Raw genomic sequence first — 15321 nt, 5'->3', positions numbered from 1 at the left:
TGCATGGCTCAAATTTTCGATGTCATCCCCGTGAAAACGGGAATCCAGCCTTACTTATGTCATGCTGAACTTGTTTCAGCATCTCATTAATAGATCCTGAAATAAATTCAGGATGACTATAATTTTTCTGGATTCCCGCCTTTAGCTAGAATGACATTGAAAATTCGAGCCATATAACAACGCTTCCAGTCGCTCGCAATGACGTTTAACGATCCACGCGGGCATTGCCTCGCGGGAATGATATCCAGAGGTAGCTCATTTCTGAAAAAAGAAAATAAATACAAAAATGAATAATTCTTTTTTTAATTTTCCGGCAATTATAGATTTTGAGTTAAGTAATTATTTACTTAATCTAATCGCTCTTTTATTGGTTATTATCTCCATAAAACTTGTTATTGCTAAAAATTTATTAGAAACGGTAATTGCTATGTCGGTATTTAGTTTACTTATTAGCTTATCTTATCTTCTTATGGACGGACCGGATGTTGCCATGACCGAAACGGCACTAGGAGCCTGTCTATCGACTTGCGTATATTTAAGTCTGTTAAAGAAATTACCGCTAGAGCTAAAAGATAATATCAAAAAAATAAAAATTGCTTCGGCAAAAATTATTCCGGCAGCTATTATATGCTTAGCTTTTATAATAACAATGCTTTATGTAGGGCTTGAATTACCGCATTACGGTGACATTAATGCACCTCTACACACGCATTTAAGTAAATATTATATTGAAAATACTAGTAATGATATCGGTATAGACTCATTTGTTGCAGCGCTGCTTGCAAGCTATAGGGGGTTTGATACTCTTGGAGAAACTAGCGTAATTTTAATTGCCGGAATTTCGGTATTATTATTACTATCAAGGAAAAATAAAAATGCTTAAAAATTATCCGATTATTAGTAACGTTACGCTTTTTGCATTGCCCTATATATTTTTATACAGTTTATATATTCAAATTAACGGTGAGGTCTCACCTGGGGGCGGGTTTCAAGCGGGTGTTATATTTGCATCAAGCCTTATCGGCTTTGATTTAGTTTACGGTGATAGTAAAAAACAATATTTCTCTACCGATTCTTTGCTTTTTATTGCGACTTTAGGGGTAATAATATATGCTTCCGTCGGCGTGATATCCTTATTGTGTAACGATAACTATTTAAATTATTATTCTCTGGCAAATTTTACAATCGATAAATTATCGACCCAGCATGCCGGAATATTTATAATTGAAATAGGTATCGGTCTTAGCGTTGCGGCAATTATGTATTTGATTTATATGTTAATTACGTATGAGAGCTAACCGAGGAGACATTGCTTGTGTGGATACCTCAACGTCATTGCGAGCGACTGGAACTCTTGTTGCATGGTTTGATAAAAGCGGCAGTATGTCATTCTAGCTAAAGGCGGGAATCTAGAAAAATTATAGTCATCCTGAATTTATTTCAGGATCTATTAATGAGATGCTGAAACAAGTTCAGCATGACATAAGTAAGGCTGGATTCCCGCCTTTAGCTAGAATGACATCGAAAATTCGAGCCATGCAACAACGCCCCGTTTTCATGGGAATGACATAAAACACGCTTAACCTATCTACACAACAGCTAACTAAATATTAAAATTGATCATGAAAAACTTGTTTTTATTGATTAAGTGGGAATTATTAGTGCAAAATCGTATTAATAATATTACTAAATATCTTGTTATATTTTTTTTATTTTGTACTATTAGCACTAGTTTAATTAATAGCCAAGATGATATTAAAAAATTCGGTTTAGTTTTCTCGGTAATTTGTTTATTAATTTCGTTAATCGGTTTTACGCCGCTTTTATTTAAATCTGATTTAGAAGACGGTAGTTTAGAGTTATTGTTATCAAACTTTAATTCGGAAAAGATTATATTGGCTAAATTTTGTGCTATATTGATAAGTAGTTTTATAGGTATAATTTTAGTTATGCCGGTTATTTACGTTTTCTTTAGCCTGCAACTATCGGAAATTATATATTTGTTTATTAGCTTATGCCTTTTATTCATGTTAGCAAGTGCTTTAGTTGTCTTATCAAGTAGTATGCAAAGCTATTTTAGGGCTAATGCTAATTTTCTCGGTATGTTTATTATGCCTTTATTAATACCGAGTGTAATAATGACCGGTTTAATTTTGCAAAATAATAACATACATGATAATTTGGGATTGATTTTTATTATGACCGGCATCAATTTAATATTTTTACCGATTTTATTTTTTTTATCCGTGTATTTAATTAGAAATATTTATAGTATTTAGAGCATATTAAGTTATTTTCTTTGTTTTATTGAAGTGATAGTATAAGATATTTGAGTATATATTGATAATTGTTGGGAAAAATTTATGTGGCAAGCTTTAAGAAGGCTAATTGCGGCTAACCCTATGGGATTGTTTCTCTGGGGTATTATTAGCAAATGGTACTTAATGGTGGCAATTACATCATTAATCATACTATATTATGTAGCAAAGGGGCTTGACGATATAGGGTTTATAGATTATGTAACTAAAACTGTTTCAGAGGAGTTGGAACAGACAAAAGCAGTTGCTCAAAATTGTACTCCAAAACTCGGAGCTGACTGGAATCATCTGGTTAGATTTTGGGATTGTTTGGGCGACCCGGGAAAATATGAAGTTAGAGAGGGTACCGGTGAAAAACAATTGCAACAAAGCATGGATAAGCTTATACAAAACCAACCGGATGGGACAATACCGGAACCTGCTACTCCTGTAGTAAATCCTTATGACCCGGCTAAAAATACTACTACTGATAATAATAATTAGTAAACTATAAATATGTTTTTATCCTAACATATAAAAAAATATTAAATAAAATCTACTTCTACTTTTATGTCAAATACTGAAGATAATATAAATATATGGAAAGTATTTCAAGAATTGAATTTTATTTTGAGGGGTGAGCAAGCGCAGCTTATACTTAATAAGTGAGCATGCGAATCCCTGATAAAATGAAAGAGCAATTCTTGGAAGACGAATCAAATAAGCAGACACGTAGGGACTTTATGGTACTATCCGCTACCGGTATAGCAGCGGTTGGAGCAGTCTGTACTGCGTGGCCGTTAATTGATTCCTTAAATCCTTCTGCCGATGTGCTTGCTTTATCATCAATTGAAGTTGATTTATCTAACATTGCCGTGGGTCAAACCGTTACCGTGAAATGGCAAGGGAAACCTGTTTTTATTACTAATCGCACTCCTGATAAAATTACCGAAGCAAGGAATGTTAAATTGTCGGAGTTAATCGATCCCGAAGCGGATCAAGATAGAGTTAAAGCCGGGCATGATAATTGGCTAATAACAATCGGCATTTGTACGCATTTGGGATGTGTTCCTTTGGCTAATCAAGGTGAGTATGACGGCTGGTTTTGCCCGTGCCACGGTTCGCAATATGATTCTTCCGGTAGAGTCCGTAGAGGTCCTGCGCCTTTAAATTTAGCAATTCCGCCTTATAGCTTTATCAGCGATAAAAAAATCAGAATCGGATAATTATTTATGCACGAAAATAATACTCCGGAAAAATCTTCTGGCTCAATAATAGAATGGATTGACTATAGATTACCCGTTTTTTCCTTCTTAAAACATTTTAGTCAGTATCAAACTCCTAAAAATTTAAGTTATTTGTGGAATTTAGGCTCGATAGCCGGCATTGCGTTAGTAATTCAAATAATTACCGGTGTAGTTTTAGCTATGCACTATACGCCTCATGTCGATTACGCATTTGATAGCGTCGAGAAAATAATGCGCAACGTTAATTACGGCTGGCTAATACGTTATGCGCATGCGGTCGGGGCTTCAATGTTTTTTGCCGCCGTGTATTTACATATTTGTCGTGGGATGTATTACGGTTCATACAAAGCGCCGCGTGAATTGCTTTGGCATATCGGTATTATTATTTTCCTAACCATGATGGCAACGGCTTTTATGGGCTATGTACTCCCTTGGGGACAAATGAGTTACTGGGGTGCAACGGTAATTACTAATTTATTTTCCGCCATTCCATTTGTCGGTAAATCTATAGTTACCTGGCTGTGGGGTGGATTTTCGGTTGATAACCCCACTCTTAATAGATTCTTTGCGCTGCATTATTTGCTGCCGTTTATTATTGTCGCTTTAGTGATGTTACATTTAGTTGCTCTGCACAGGCACGGCTCGAATAACCCGAAAGGTATCGATGTTAAAACGCTTAAAGATACTATTCCTTTTCATCCATATTATACTGTTAAGGATTTTGTCGGATTCGGCGTTTATTTTATAATATTTGCCTATTTTATCTTTTATCAGCCGAATTATCTAGGGCATCCCGATAATTATATACCGGCGAACCCGTTAGTAACGCCGGCACATATCGTCCCTGAATGGTATTTTTTACCCTTCTATGCAATATTGCGAGCCGTGCCGTCAAAGCTTGGCGGGGTATTGCTGATGTTTTCAAGTATATTTGTGTTATTTGTTCTACCTTGGCTTGATAGCTCAAAGGTAAGGAGTAGCAATTACAGACCTATCTATCGCGTTGCTTTCTGGATATTTATTGCAGATTGTTTACTACTCGGTTATTTAGGCGGTCAACCGGCAGAAGAGCCGTATATTACGTTAAGTCGTTTTGCCGCAAGCTATTATTTCTTCCATTTTTTAGTAGCATTACCGTTAATTAGCAAATATGAAAAGCCGTTGCCGCTGCCGGAAGAGATATAAGTATTGTTACGTGGATAGGTAATTGTTTGTGGTGTCATTCTAGCTAAAGGTGGGGCTTTGCATGGCTCATAATTTACCGTATTATGGTTATTATAAGTACGATGTCATACCGAGGCTTGACCCACTACTGTACGAACGTTGAAAAAAGGCTGTGTCATGCCGTGACTTGATCACGGCATCCAGGAAAATAAAGCCATATTAGACTTATTTTAGAATCTTTTTATGATATTATAAGCTGGATTCCGTGGTCGTAGCCACGGAATGACAGAATTTTTACCTCTTTATTTAAACGTTCGTACAATAGTGGGCTTGACCATGGTATCCAGAAAAAATCTTAGTAAAAAGACTGGATGCCGTGGTCAAGCAACTAGATGACACCGAAACACTTTGCAAAAATTCGAGCCATGCAACAACGCCCCGCCTTCGCTGGAATGACATTGAGAGCATTATTATGAAAAATACAAACTGGACTGAACCCCAAAAAGTAACAGCCTCACATGCTTGGAGGAGATTTTTTGCTAGAGGTATTGATTGCCTTTTTTATTGGTATTTGGTCAATTTAACATTAAAAATGATTAACTATGCTTTCCCTACAAATTATTTTTTTTGCACAATTAAAGACAAATTCGATAATAGCTATCTTATACAATGGGTGATAACAACTTATATATGGTTATTTGTTAATGCATTTTTAATGTATTATTTTGGTAATACGCTTGGAAAAAAAATATTAGGTATAAAAGTATTGGAATCAAATAATATGGAGCCAAGCCTTATTAGACTTATTAAACGTGAATTCTTAGCATTATTAAAAGGGATGGCATTAGGAATTCCTATTATTAGTTTGATACCAATATTTTTATCTTATAGGAATTTAATCAAATTTCAAAGTACCTCATGGGATAAACAAATGAATTTTAAGATAGTATATCGCAACCAAAGTTTATTAATTACTCTTATTATTATATTTATTTATATTATTTTCTTTGAGCTCCTAAATATTTTAAAATAATTCGTTACATGCAAATTAAATTTATCATTTCTATTTTTATACTACTAACTTCCAGCTTAACGCTAGGCAACGAAGCTTTGCCGCCGAAAAAGATGAATTGGCCGTTTGACGGGGTGTTCGGTAGTGTTGACCGTGAGGCAGCGCAAAGGGGTTTTCAGGTTTATAAAGAAGTATGTAGCGTTTGCCACGGGCTATATAATTTATCTTACCGGAACTTGAAAGATATCGGTTTTTCCGAAGATGAAATAAAGGAAATAGCCAAAGGTTACACCGTTAAGGACGGTCCGAACGATGAGGGCGAAATGTTTGATAGACCGGCTTTGCCGGCTGATCATTTTGTACATCCCTATCCGAACGAGCAGGCAGCGAGAAGTGCGAATAACGGCGCCTATCCGCCTGATTTGTCATTGATTATTAAAGCCCGTCATGACGGAGCCGATTATTTATATTCTTTGCTTACCGGTTATGCCGATGCACCTGCCGGCTTTAAATTAATGTCGGGGCTAAGCTATAATCCGTATTTTGCCAATGATCAAATTGCTATGCCGCCGCCGCTTATAAACGGGCAGGTGACTTATATAGACGGCACGCCTGCAACTATTGAGCAAATGAGTAGAGACGTTGCCGTATTTTTGCAATGGGCAGCAGAGCCGGAAATGGAACACCGTAAATCGATGGGACTTAAAGTAATGATGTTTTTAGTAGTATTTACTATATTATTTTATATTGCTAAAAACCGCATCTGGTCAGATTTAAAATAAAATTTAATGGTTACATATCGCCGTTTTAGTGTCAATATTTTCATTATAATTGAGGCTATAAAAAACTGCCGGAAATTCATATTAATACTAGAAGATAATTCTTAATCTTAATTCGCATTTTTTGATACTATAAATTAATTTATTACTTGACTATTTCTATTATTTAGGTATCATGTCTACTCTAATGATGCTTAACTTCCATCATTGATAATACCAACTTTAAAAAATCTTGGTTTTTATGCCGGGAGCCCTCTATTTTTTATGCATGCATAAAAAGTAGAGGAGGTTGTTTATTCAATGACTGAAGTTAGCTCCCGGCACCATTTTTATCCGGTATTAATTTTTTGTAGATAAAGGAAAAACAAAAATTTAAATATTTATAGTAGATATAAACTCTTGGATTTTAGATAAAAATTAGTTTTTTTATTTTTTGATAATAATATTTCAGATTAACTGTAGATAGCGATAATAAAATAATTGAAAAAGCAAAAAGCATTATTGTAAGGCTTTAACCGAAATAATCCAGGAAACACCAAGAAATAAAAGTCATCCTGAAACAAGTGGCATTGCTGCATGGCTCAAATTTTTGCAAAGTGTTTCGGTGTCATGCCGTGGCTTGATCACGGCATCCAGGAAAATAAAGCCATATTAGACTTATTTTAGAGTCTTTTTTATGATATTATAAAATTGGATACCGTGGTCAAGCCCACTAGTGTACGAACATTAAGAAAAAGGCTGTGTCATGCCGTGACTTGATCACGGCATCCAGGAAAATAAAGCCATATTAGACTTATTTTAGAGTCTTTTTTATGATATTATAAAACTGGATTCCGTGGTCGTAGCCACGGAATGACAGAATTTCATCTCTTTATTTAAACGTTCGTACAGTAGTGGGTCAAGCAACTAGATGACACCGTACTTATAATAACCATAATACGGTAAATTATTAGCCACGCAACAACGCCTCCTAGCAATGACGGACTTTATAGACCTTTATCGCTTAAATAGATGTTTATTTATTACAGATTAAGCATATACATCATCTGTTTCTATATCAATTCCTTCAAGCGGTGAATCTTCCTTTAATGCTTCCATACTGCAACTAGTAAAGGGAGTGAAATTATTTTGTGTATTTGATATTTCGTTAGTAGTTTCAGATAAATTTAAAATTAAATTCTGTAGGTTATTGCTAGTATAATTTTCTAACATATTGAAATTTGTAACAAATGCTTCTAATTCATTTTCACTAAGGTCTCCTAACTCATTAAAGTTTAAGACTAATTTTTCTAGTTCATCGTAAGTATAATTTTTTAATGCATTAAAAAATTTATCTATATTTTCTTTTAAAAGAGGGTTTTTTTCACAAAATGCTTCAGCATATTCTTGTATTATTGTTAAAACTTGTTCTTTATCAACTCCTTCCTCATCATCGCTAACGTCAATAATATTTGCGTTATCGGAAGTAATTTCAGAAAGGCTTTCTGTTGTATTAAACCCTTGTTCCTTGTTAATATTATCAAGTAGATTATCACATAATTTTTGAATCGATTCGCTATTTTCTGCTATATATTTTTGTCCTACCGCTATCAAATTTTCTATATTTTTGGAATTTGCATTATCCAAGCTCTTAGTTTCTTTAGTAATAGGGATTGATATTTCAATAAATTCATCTTCTCCCGGTAAATCAACCTTAACTTCTGCCGTAGATAAATTTTCATTACCCTGCATGAGTCTGTCTACTAATTTACCTTTAATCAACCATCCTAGCACTCCGTCTAAACCAATTTTCGGTACTGACGTATTTACATTTATATCGTTATTAAAGTTAATAGAACAAATCATCGTATGATCTAGAATTTCTGCTTGTTCCGTTCTATTATGACCTTTTTTAAGTGTTTTTAAAGCTTCATAAGCCGGACGATTTGCTCCGAGTCCCCCATCCGCATAAGCATACATATCTCCTTCTTGGCGGCCTTTAGTATATTCCCTATTTGTAATGGGTTTAAAAAAAGTCGGTGCTGCCGTTGTTGCGAGTATTATGTCTTTTACTTTAACATGTGAACTATAATTATCATTACTATCAAAGATTGCGGCTTCTTTTTCTTTGGCATTTAAATCGGTTACCGGAATAATAAGACGAGAAGTAGTATCGCTTAACCTATCATTTTCTAAATATTCGTCTAATATTTTTTTTAAAGAAGCTTGACTATATTTATGTGTAAATATCTGTTTTAATGATCCTAAAAATACATTAGGAAAAATCTCGGAGGCACTGTTAGTAAATATTTCTAATGCGTCTTTTGCTGAATATTTGGCTTCTTTTGAACCTTCTTCTTTAGGAATAGTTAATAAGGCAGCTATTAATCCTCCAACACTGGTACCCGCAATAATAGGAAATAATTCGGATATAGATTTTCCTGTTCTTTCTTCAATTTCAACAAGTACTACTAATTCAGCTATGCCTTTTACTCCGCCTCCGGAAAGAGATAATATCCTATTAGTTTTTACAAAATCATGATCAAATGTAGGTTTAGAGTTATCATAACCTAACTTAGCATTAACAATTGTTGTCATAGTATCCTCAGAATATATTTGTTGCGCATTACTATAAGAAAAGAAGTTAAATATTGCAAACTATTTTTTAAGTAAATTTTACTAAATAATAAATTTTACTTAATAATAGATAAAAAGACATTAAGTGTGGAGATTGTTGTTGTGTGGATACCCCAAACGTCATTGCAGGCGACTGGAAGCGTTGTTGTACAGCGTCATTCAGAAAGGTTGATACAAGTGAATTTTTCCAGACTCGCCTGTGCTCACCTACTCTAGTACGGTAGCTTAGCTCACCTTTAAATTCATCTTGTCTAAATCTTTCTGAATTTAGCTGTATGGCACGAAAATTAATAAAAAATCCGTCATTGCGAGGATGGACAAAGTCCCGACGTGGCAATCCAGGCTATCCCGAATGTAATGAGGGATTTAATGAGAATGCTAAACATAGTTTAGCATAAAAATATGTTTATACTTGATTGGGCGTTGTTGCATGGTTCATAATTTACCGTATTATGGTTATTACAAGTATGGTGTCATACCGAGGCCCCTCCCACGGTATCCAGAAAAAATCTTAGTAAAAGACTAGATGCCGTGGTCAAGCCGGCGTTGTTGCATGGATTAGAAATTGCCATAAAAAGGGTGTCATTCTAGCTAAAGGCCATAACTGTCCGAAGTTGAAAAATAAATAGAGAAACTGTTTGAGTTTTTCACTCTATTATATATCAAAATAGTAGTATTTTTAGCATTAACGGCAAAAAAAGTACTATTTAATAATCTTAATTTTTTAACTTCGGACAGTTATGGCTAAAGGCGGGAATCCAGAAAAATTATAGTCATCCTGAATTTATTTCAGGATCTATTAATGAGATGCTGAAACAAGTTCAGCATGACATAAGTAAGGCTGGATTCCCTCCTGCGTGGGAATGACATCGAAAATTCGAGCCATGTAACAACGCTAATGCCTTACGAGGAGCTGCAAGTTATATTTGCATTATTTACTAAGGCTAATTTTAATACTTGATCAATATTGGCAACCGGCAAAATCTTAAGACTATTTTTTATATTCGGCGGAATATCTTTTAAATCTTTGATATTTTCTTCCGGAATTAATACGGTGGTAATGCCCCCGCGGCTAGCGGCAAGTAGCTTTTCTTTAAGTCCGCCGATCGGTAGAACATTCCCCCTTAAGGTAATTTCTCCGGTCATGGCAACGGTGCGATGAACGGGTATTTTAGTCATTAAAGAAACAATAGTAGTAAATAATGCGCAGCCGGCTGAAGGACCGTCTTTAGGTATAGCACCTGCCGGAACGTGGATATGAATATCAAGATCTTTATAATCTTCATATTTTAAGCCAAAATTGCTAGCTCTACTACGGAAGCAACTATAAGCGGCTGAAGCTGATTCTTTCATTACGTCCCCAAGCTTACCGGTAGTTTTGACTTCACCTTTTCCCGGAAATGCTAACGCCTCGATCGTTAAAAGTTCTCCTCCTACCTCGGTATAAGCAAGACCGGTAGTGCTACCAATTTGATTTTCCTTTTCGGCAAGCCCGAAATTATATTTTCTGACTCCTAAATATCCCTCAAGATTTTCTTTATTTATAACTATATGCTTGATAGCTTTATCAGATAAAATCTGTTTAAGAGCTTTTCTTGTTAATGCTCCTATTTCTCTCTCTAAAGATCTTACGCCTGATTCTTTAGTATAATATCTAACTAAATCTAAAATAACTTCATCGGTAATTTTAATTTCATCTTTCTTAATCTTATGCATTTTAAATTGCTTAGGTATCAAATAATTTTTAGCAATTTGTATTTTTTCTTCTTCCACATAACCGGAAATATCGATAATTTCCATCCTATCTCTTAAAGCTCTAGGTAAATTATAAGAATTAGCCGTGGCAATAAACATGACATTTGAAAGATCGTATTCTACTTCTAAATAATGATCGACAAAGTGGCTGTTTTGTTCGGGGTCTAATAGCTCAAGCAAAGCAGATGCCGGATCACCTCTAAAATCAGACCCCATTTTATCAATTTCGTCTAATAACATTACCGGATTACCGGTTTTAACTTTCTTGATTAAATTAATCGGTTTACCCGGCATTGATCCGAGATATGTTTTTCGGTGTCCCCTAATTTCAGCTTCGTCTCTAACGCCGCCCAAAGCAAGCTTAGTGTATTTTCTACCCATCCCTTCAGCAATAGATTTTACTAATGAAGTTTTGCCGACTCCCGGCGGACCGATTAAGCATAATATCGGTCCTTTAATTTTTTGAGAGCGTTCAAGTACGGCTAGATACTCGATAATCCTCTCCTTAACTTTTTCAAGTCCGAAATGATCACGTTCTAAAATTTTTGCCGCCTGATTAATGTTGATTTTATTTTGATCATACTTACCCCAAGGCAAGCTAAGCAAAATATCTAAGTAATTACGCACTACCGAGGATTCAGCCGACATTTGATTCATCATCTTCAATTTTTTTAATTCGGCTTCTGCTTTTTCCTTTGCTTCTTTGGAAAGTTTTAAACTCTTAATTTTCTTTTCAATTTGTGCAAGCTCCGACTTATCTTCATCTAATTCTTTCTGGATAGCTTTCATTTGCTCATGCAAATAATAATCGCGCTGAGTTTTCTCAATTTGTTTTTTTACTCGTTGCTGCAATGCCTGCTCAGTTTCTGAATGTACTAAATTAGAATTAAGTATTCCAATAATGGTGGTAATACGCTTAAATGGACTTGTTTCTTCTAATAAACTCTGCTTGGCATCAAGTGAAGTAATTAAATGTGAAGCTAAAATATTAATTATATTAATAAAGTTAGTGTTATTGTTTATTTCTTTAGTTATGGCATCAATAATTTCGGCATTAATTTTTTTATTAGTAACGGCATATTGAGTAAATAATTGAACGGCATTATTTACCAATTCTCGCATATTAGCGGCATCAAAGATTTCTTCATCGGGTATAATTTCGTAATCGGCTTCAAACCCGTTTTCATCTGAAATATTGGATAATTTTACTCTAGTGATTGATTCAATAAGAATTTTTGCCGTGCTATTCGGTAATTTTACTACTTGAATAATTTTGGCAAGAACGCCGATAGTATGAAGTTCTCGTTTATTCGGCAAGTCTTGACTCGTTTTTTTCTGTAGAGATAATAACATATGCTTACTATTATCTTCTGCGGAAATTGTGGTATTAGATAACGCTTGAAGGGATTTTTGTCTTCCTACGAAAACAGGGGCAATAATCCCCGGAAATATTACTATATCCCGTAATGCCATTAACGGCAGGGTTTTTTTTCTCATTATTTAAAACCTTAAAGAAATTTTATATGGTTTAAGCCAATTATTAGGTATATAGTTATTAAAATACTGCTCGTAAATGAAGAGTTGGTTTTTTCGATATCATTTCTAGCTGCGGCGGGCGTTGTTGCATGGCTCTAAAAAAGTGCCGTATGTCATTCTAGCTAAAAGCGGAAATCTAGAAAAATTATAGTCCTCCTGAATTTATTTCAGGATCTATTAATAAGATGCTGAAACAAGTTCAGCATGACATCAAAAATTTGAGCCATGCAACAAAGCCGGTGCGGCGTATGGGTGTCAACTTAAGGAGCAAAAACGTAAGCCGTCATTGCGCGGAGTCTCGCGGCACCTTGCAATGACGGACTTTATAGACCTTTATCGCTTAAATTGATACCTATGCACCGTTGAAGGAATGACATAAACTACACTCATTCAGGCTATACTTAACCCTAACTATGGATAATTCTTATCCATAGTTCGCGTTACTTACGTATATATAATATAACATTAACCTTATTTCAAGCTACCGATCTAATATATATGAATTTATTACTTCAACCTCCTGAAACAATAGCAATAGCGCATGATAGAGTAAAACAATATCTGCATTTAACGCCTATAATTCAATCAGAAACTTTAAATGAAATGCTAGGGCATGATATTTTCTTTAAAGTTGAATCACTTCAAAAAACCGGAGCTTTTAAAGTTAGAGGGGTTTTAAATCATTTATTAGAGCTAAAAGAACAGAGGAAATTACCCGATAAAATTGTAGCGTATAGTACGGGTAATCACGGCATCGGTCTTGCTTGGGTAGCGCAATTGCTTAACGTGCGTGCTAGAATTTATTTGCCGCAAAATACTTCAAAAGTCAAACAGCAAGCGGCAAAGCATTACGGCGGGGAAGTGATATTTACGGAAACAAGGCAAGAGGCGGAAGATAAGGCAAAAGAAGACGCAGAAAATGGTTTTTACTATTTGCATCCTTCAGATAGTGATTCGACCATTGCCGGAGCCGGTACTATGTGTTACGAAGCATTACGGCAATTAGGGTTTAGTCCCGATGCTATTTTTGCCTCTTGCGGAGGAGGGGGGTTAATTGCCGGTTCATATCTGGCAAAAGAACTAGCTTCTCCTTCAAGCTTGCTTATGGGCTGTGAACCTATGGAAGCAAATGATGCTTTTTTATCTCTTAAAAACAACTCAATATATAAATTTGCCGAATCCCCGAAGACTATTGCGGATGGTCTTAGGACTTTAAGTATTTCGCCGCGTACTTTTCATTATTTAAAAAAACTCGATAAATTATTTTTAGCCGATGAATATGGGATATATTACTGGACTGCTTGGCTTACTCATTTACTAAAAGTTATATGCGAACCGTCAAGTGCTATAAATATGGTAGGGGTAGTTGATTGGTTAAAAACTCAATCGAGGAGCAAAAAGATATTAGTGCTGATATCGGGCGGCAATATTGATCCTGTTCTTTATAATGAGCTTTCAAAAGAAAAATATCTCGCAATTTTGCCGAAGCTTTAAGCTGTTGATGTCATTCCTGCAAGGCAATGCCCGTGTGGATTAGAAGTTAACACAAAAAAGCCGTGATTGCGAGGAGGCATTTATGCCGACGCGGCAATCTAGGAAAAGGTCATCCTGAATTTATTTCAGGATCTCTTTACGTAGATGCTGAAACCAGGTTCAGCATGGCAGGACTGAATTGTAACAAAGCTTACAGCGGCTCGCAAGGCATTGTTGCGTGGCTCGATAAAAGCAGCAGTATGTCATTCTAGCTAAAGGCGGGAATCTAGAAAAACACTTAAAATAAACAAAATTATATAAAAATTTACTATATAATTCGCTTAAATATTTTCTGGATTCCCGTTTTCACGGGAATGACCTCGAAAATTTGAGCCACGCAACAATGCCTCCTCGCAATGACGATCCTGGTAAGCCATGCAACAATGTCGGATTATAGGGAAAAATGATAGCGCTAAGCCGCCTTAAGCTATCATTTTTCCTTATTTCTAATTAAAAAGCTCCAAGAAGCTTATAAAAAAGATTGTTATGGGCAACGGATAAAACTACTTCTAAGCCAATCAAAATTATAATGATCCATTCGAGTTTAGTAGAATGTTTATAGTTAAGGTCATTGGAAAGAATATCTAATAATTCATGAATCATATTTAAACGGTGATTCATAATATTTTGCCGTACTTGAATATCTTGAAATTCGGCAGTCATTAGGTATAATGGTTCATAACTAGGACGACGCCAAAAAAATTCGGGAGTATCGAGTATATCACTATGTAAGCTAATGGAGTATCGCTCGTTAAATAAGATACCTATTTGCTGTAATATTTCTTTTTTTGAAAGTGATACGCTGCCTGTTCGTGCTAATTCTTGCTGAATCGGTGTTGTTTGAACAATTAAGTTACTTACCGATTTTTCTAAAACACTTAATTTTACCGATTGAGCAAGCGCATGGGAAATAGAGAGCTTTACAAAAGTTGATTTATCGGCGAGGATAATTTTATTCTGCTCTTCATCGATAAATGTTTTTTCTACTTCTTCATTATATTCACAATAGATAAAGTCGGCAACCGGTTCGTTTATTTTACCTATGGTAATTGATTCAATATCGCTTAAAATTATTTTTTCTTGACTCTCGTCGGCTCCCCAAATAGTAAGGCAGCCAAACGGAAAAAAGAAGATATCTATGTAACCTGAATCTTTACTTCTTTGTTTCTGAACATATAAAACATCGTCAAAATGTTGCGGCTCAAGACCGATTTTGTTTAAATTTGCAACTAAATCGTCCATCTTATATTCAGAGGCAGTACAGTAAGATGAACATCTCATGATATTATTAAATATTATTGATAGATAATTATTGTATGGTTGAAGTATAGTAGTTATAAAGCTATAAAGTCAATATAAGATTATAGTATACTGTGCATAAG

At 35.0% G+C, this 15321-nt stretch carries 14 protein-coding genes and 1 pseudogene; 10 read left to right on the top strand and 5 right to left on the bottom strand.

Annotated features, from left to right (window positions below; all coding sequences use genetic code 11):
• Positions 1-116: 116 nt before the first annotated feature.
• Positions 117-284, bottom strand: a complete 168-nt coding sequence (locus tag AAGD64_RS06500) for a hypothetical protein (RefSeq protein WP_341792807.1) — start codon at positions 282-284, stop codon at positions 117-119.
• A gap of 2 nt (positions 285-286) precedes the next feature.
• Here AAGD64_RS06500 and AAGD64_RS06495 point away from each other — a divergent pair.
• From AAGD64_RS06495 to AAGD64_RS06465, 7 genes and pseudogenes are all read left to right on the top strand, one after another.
• Positions 287-1298 (top strand): annotated as a pseudogene (locus AAGD64_RS06495) (DUF4040 domain-containing protein).
• Between the two features lie 324 nt (positions 1299-1622).
• Positions 1623-2279, top strand: a complete 657-nt coding sequence (locus AAGD64_RS06490; RefSeq protein WP_253307501.1) for a heme exporter protein CcmB — start codon at positions 1623-1625, stop codon at positions 2277-2279.
• An 84-nt stretch (positions 2280-2363) separates the two neighbouring features.
• The gene (locus AAGD64_RS06485) at positions 2364-2801 is read left to right on the top strand and encodes a DUF2670 domain-containing protein (RefSeq protein WP_341792806.1); all 438 of its coding nucleotides are present in this window, start codon (positions 2364-2366) and stop codon (positions 2799-2801) included.
• 185 nt (positions 2802-2986) lie between these two features.
• Entirely contained in the window at positions 2987-3523 is a 537-nt protein-coding gene (gene petA, locus AAGD64_RS06480; protein WP_341794175.1) for a ubiquinol-cytochrome c reductase iron-sulfur subunit, read from the top strand.
• Between the two features lie 6 nt (positions 3524-3529).
• Positions 3530-4729, top strand: coding sequence for a cytochrome b (locus tag AAGD64_RS06475; protein ID WP_341792805.1), 1200 nt, complete (start codon positions 3530-3532; stop codon positions 4727-4729).
• Positions 4730-5084: 355 nt separating this feature from the next.
• Positions 5085-5741: an RDD family protein gene (locus AAGD64_RS06470; RefSeq protein WP_341792804.1), complete on the top strand. Its 657-nt coding sequence runs from the start codon at positions 5085-5087 to the stop codon at positions 5739-5741.
• Positions 5742-5749: 8 nt separating this feature from the next.
• Complete coding sequence (locus tag AAGD64_RS06465) at positions 5750-6502, top strand: cytochrome c1 (RefSeq protein WP_341792803.1); 753 nt, start codon at positions 5750-5752, stop codon at positions 6500-6502.
• A gap of 1026 nt (positions 6503-7528) precedes the next feature.
• Here AAGD64_RS06465 and AAGD64_RS06460 read toward each other — a convergent pair.
• The 3 genes from AAGD64_RS06460 to lon all read right to left on the bottom strand — a co-directional run bounded on the left by AAGD64_RS06460 (position 7529) and on the right by lon (position 12367).
• Positions 7529-9076: a patatin-like phospholipase family protein gene (locus tag AAGD64_RS06460; RefSeq protein WP_341792802.1), complete on the bottom strand. Its 1548-nt coding sequence runs from the start codon at positions 9074-9076 to the stop codon at positions 7529-7531.
• A gap of 67 nt (positions 9077-9143) precedes the next feature.
• Complete coding sequence (locus tag AAGD64_RS06455) at positions 9144-9452, bottom strand: palindromic element RPE3 domain-containing protein (protein WP_341792801.1); 309 nt, start codon at positions 9450-9452, stop codon at positions 9144-9146.
• Between the two features lie 566 nt (positions 9453-10018).
• Positions 10019-12367 (bottom strand): endopeptidase La, encoded by a 2349-nt coding sequence (gene lon, locus AAGD64_RS06450; protein ID WP_253307508.1) that lies wholly within the window; start codon positions 12365-12367, stop codon positions 10019-10021.
• Positions 12368-12591: 224 nt separating this feature from the next.
• On the opposite strand from lon, the gene AAGD64_RS06445 reads away from it, so the two are divergent.
• From AAGD64_RS06445 to AAGD64_RS06435, 3 genes are all read left to right on the top strand, one after another.
• Complete coding sequence (locus AAGD64_RS06445; RefSeq protein WP_341792800.1) at positions 12592-12723, top strand: hypothetical protein; 132 nt, start codon at positions 12592-12594, stop codon at positions 12721-12723.
• A gap of 181 nt (positions 12724-12904) precedes the next feature.
• Positions 12905-13900, top strand: coding sequence for a serine/threonine dehydratase (locus tag AAGD64_RS06440; RefSeq protein ID WP_341792799.1), 996 nt, complete (start codon positions 12905-12907; stop codon positions 13898-13900).
• A gap of 62 nt (positions 13901-13962) precedes the next feature.
• Positions 13963-14151, top strand: coding sequence for a hypothetical protein (locus AAGD64_RS06435; RefSeq protein ID WP_341792798.1), 189 nt, complete (start codon positions 13963-13965; stop codon positions 14149-14151).
• Positions 14152-14389: 238 nt separating this feature from the next.
• Here the strand turns inward: AAGD64_RS06435 and AAGD64_RS06430 are convergent, their stop codons facing one another.
• Positions 14390-15181, bottom strand: coding sequence for an RMD1 family protein (locus AAGD64_RS06430; protein ID WP_253310023.1), 792 nt, complete (start codon positions 15179-15181; stop codon positions 14390-14392).
• Positions 15182-15321 lie beyond the last annotated feature (140 nt).

This window comes from Rickettsia endosymbiont of Ceutorhynchus obstrictus (genome assembly GCF_964026565.1).
GTDB lineage: Bacteria > Pseudomonadota > Alphaproteobacteria > Rickettsiales > Rickettsiaceae > Rickettsia.
This window is presented reverse-complemented; position numbering and strand designations above follow the sequence as displayed.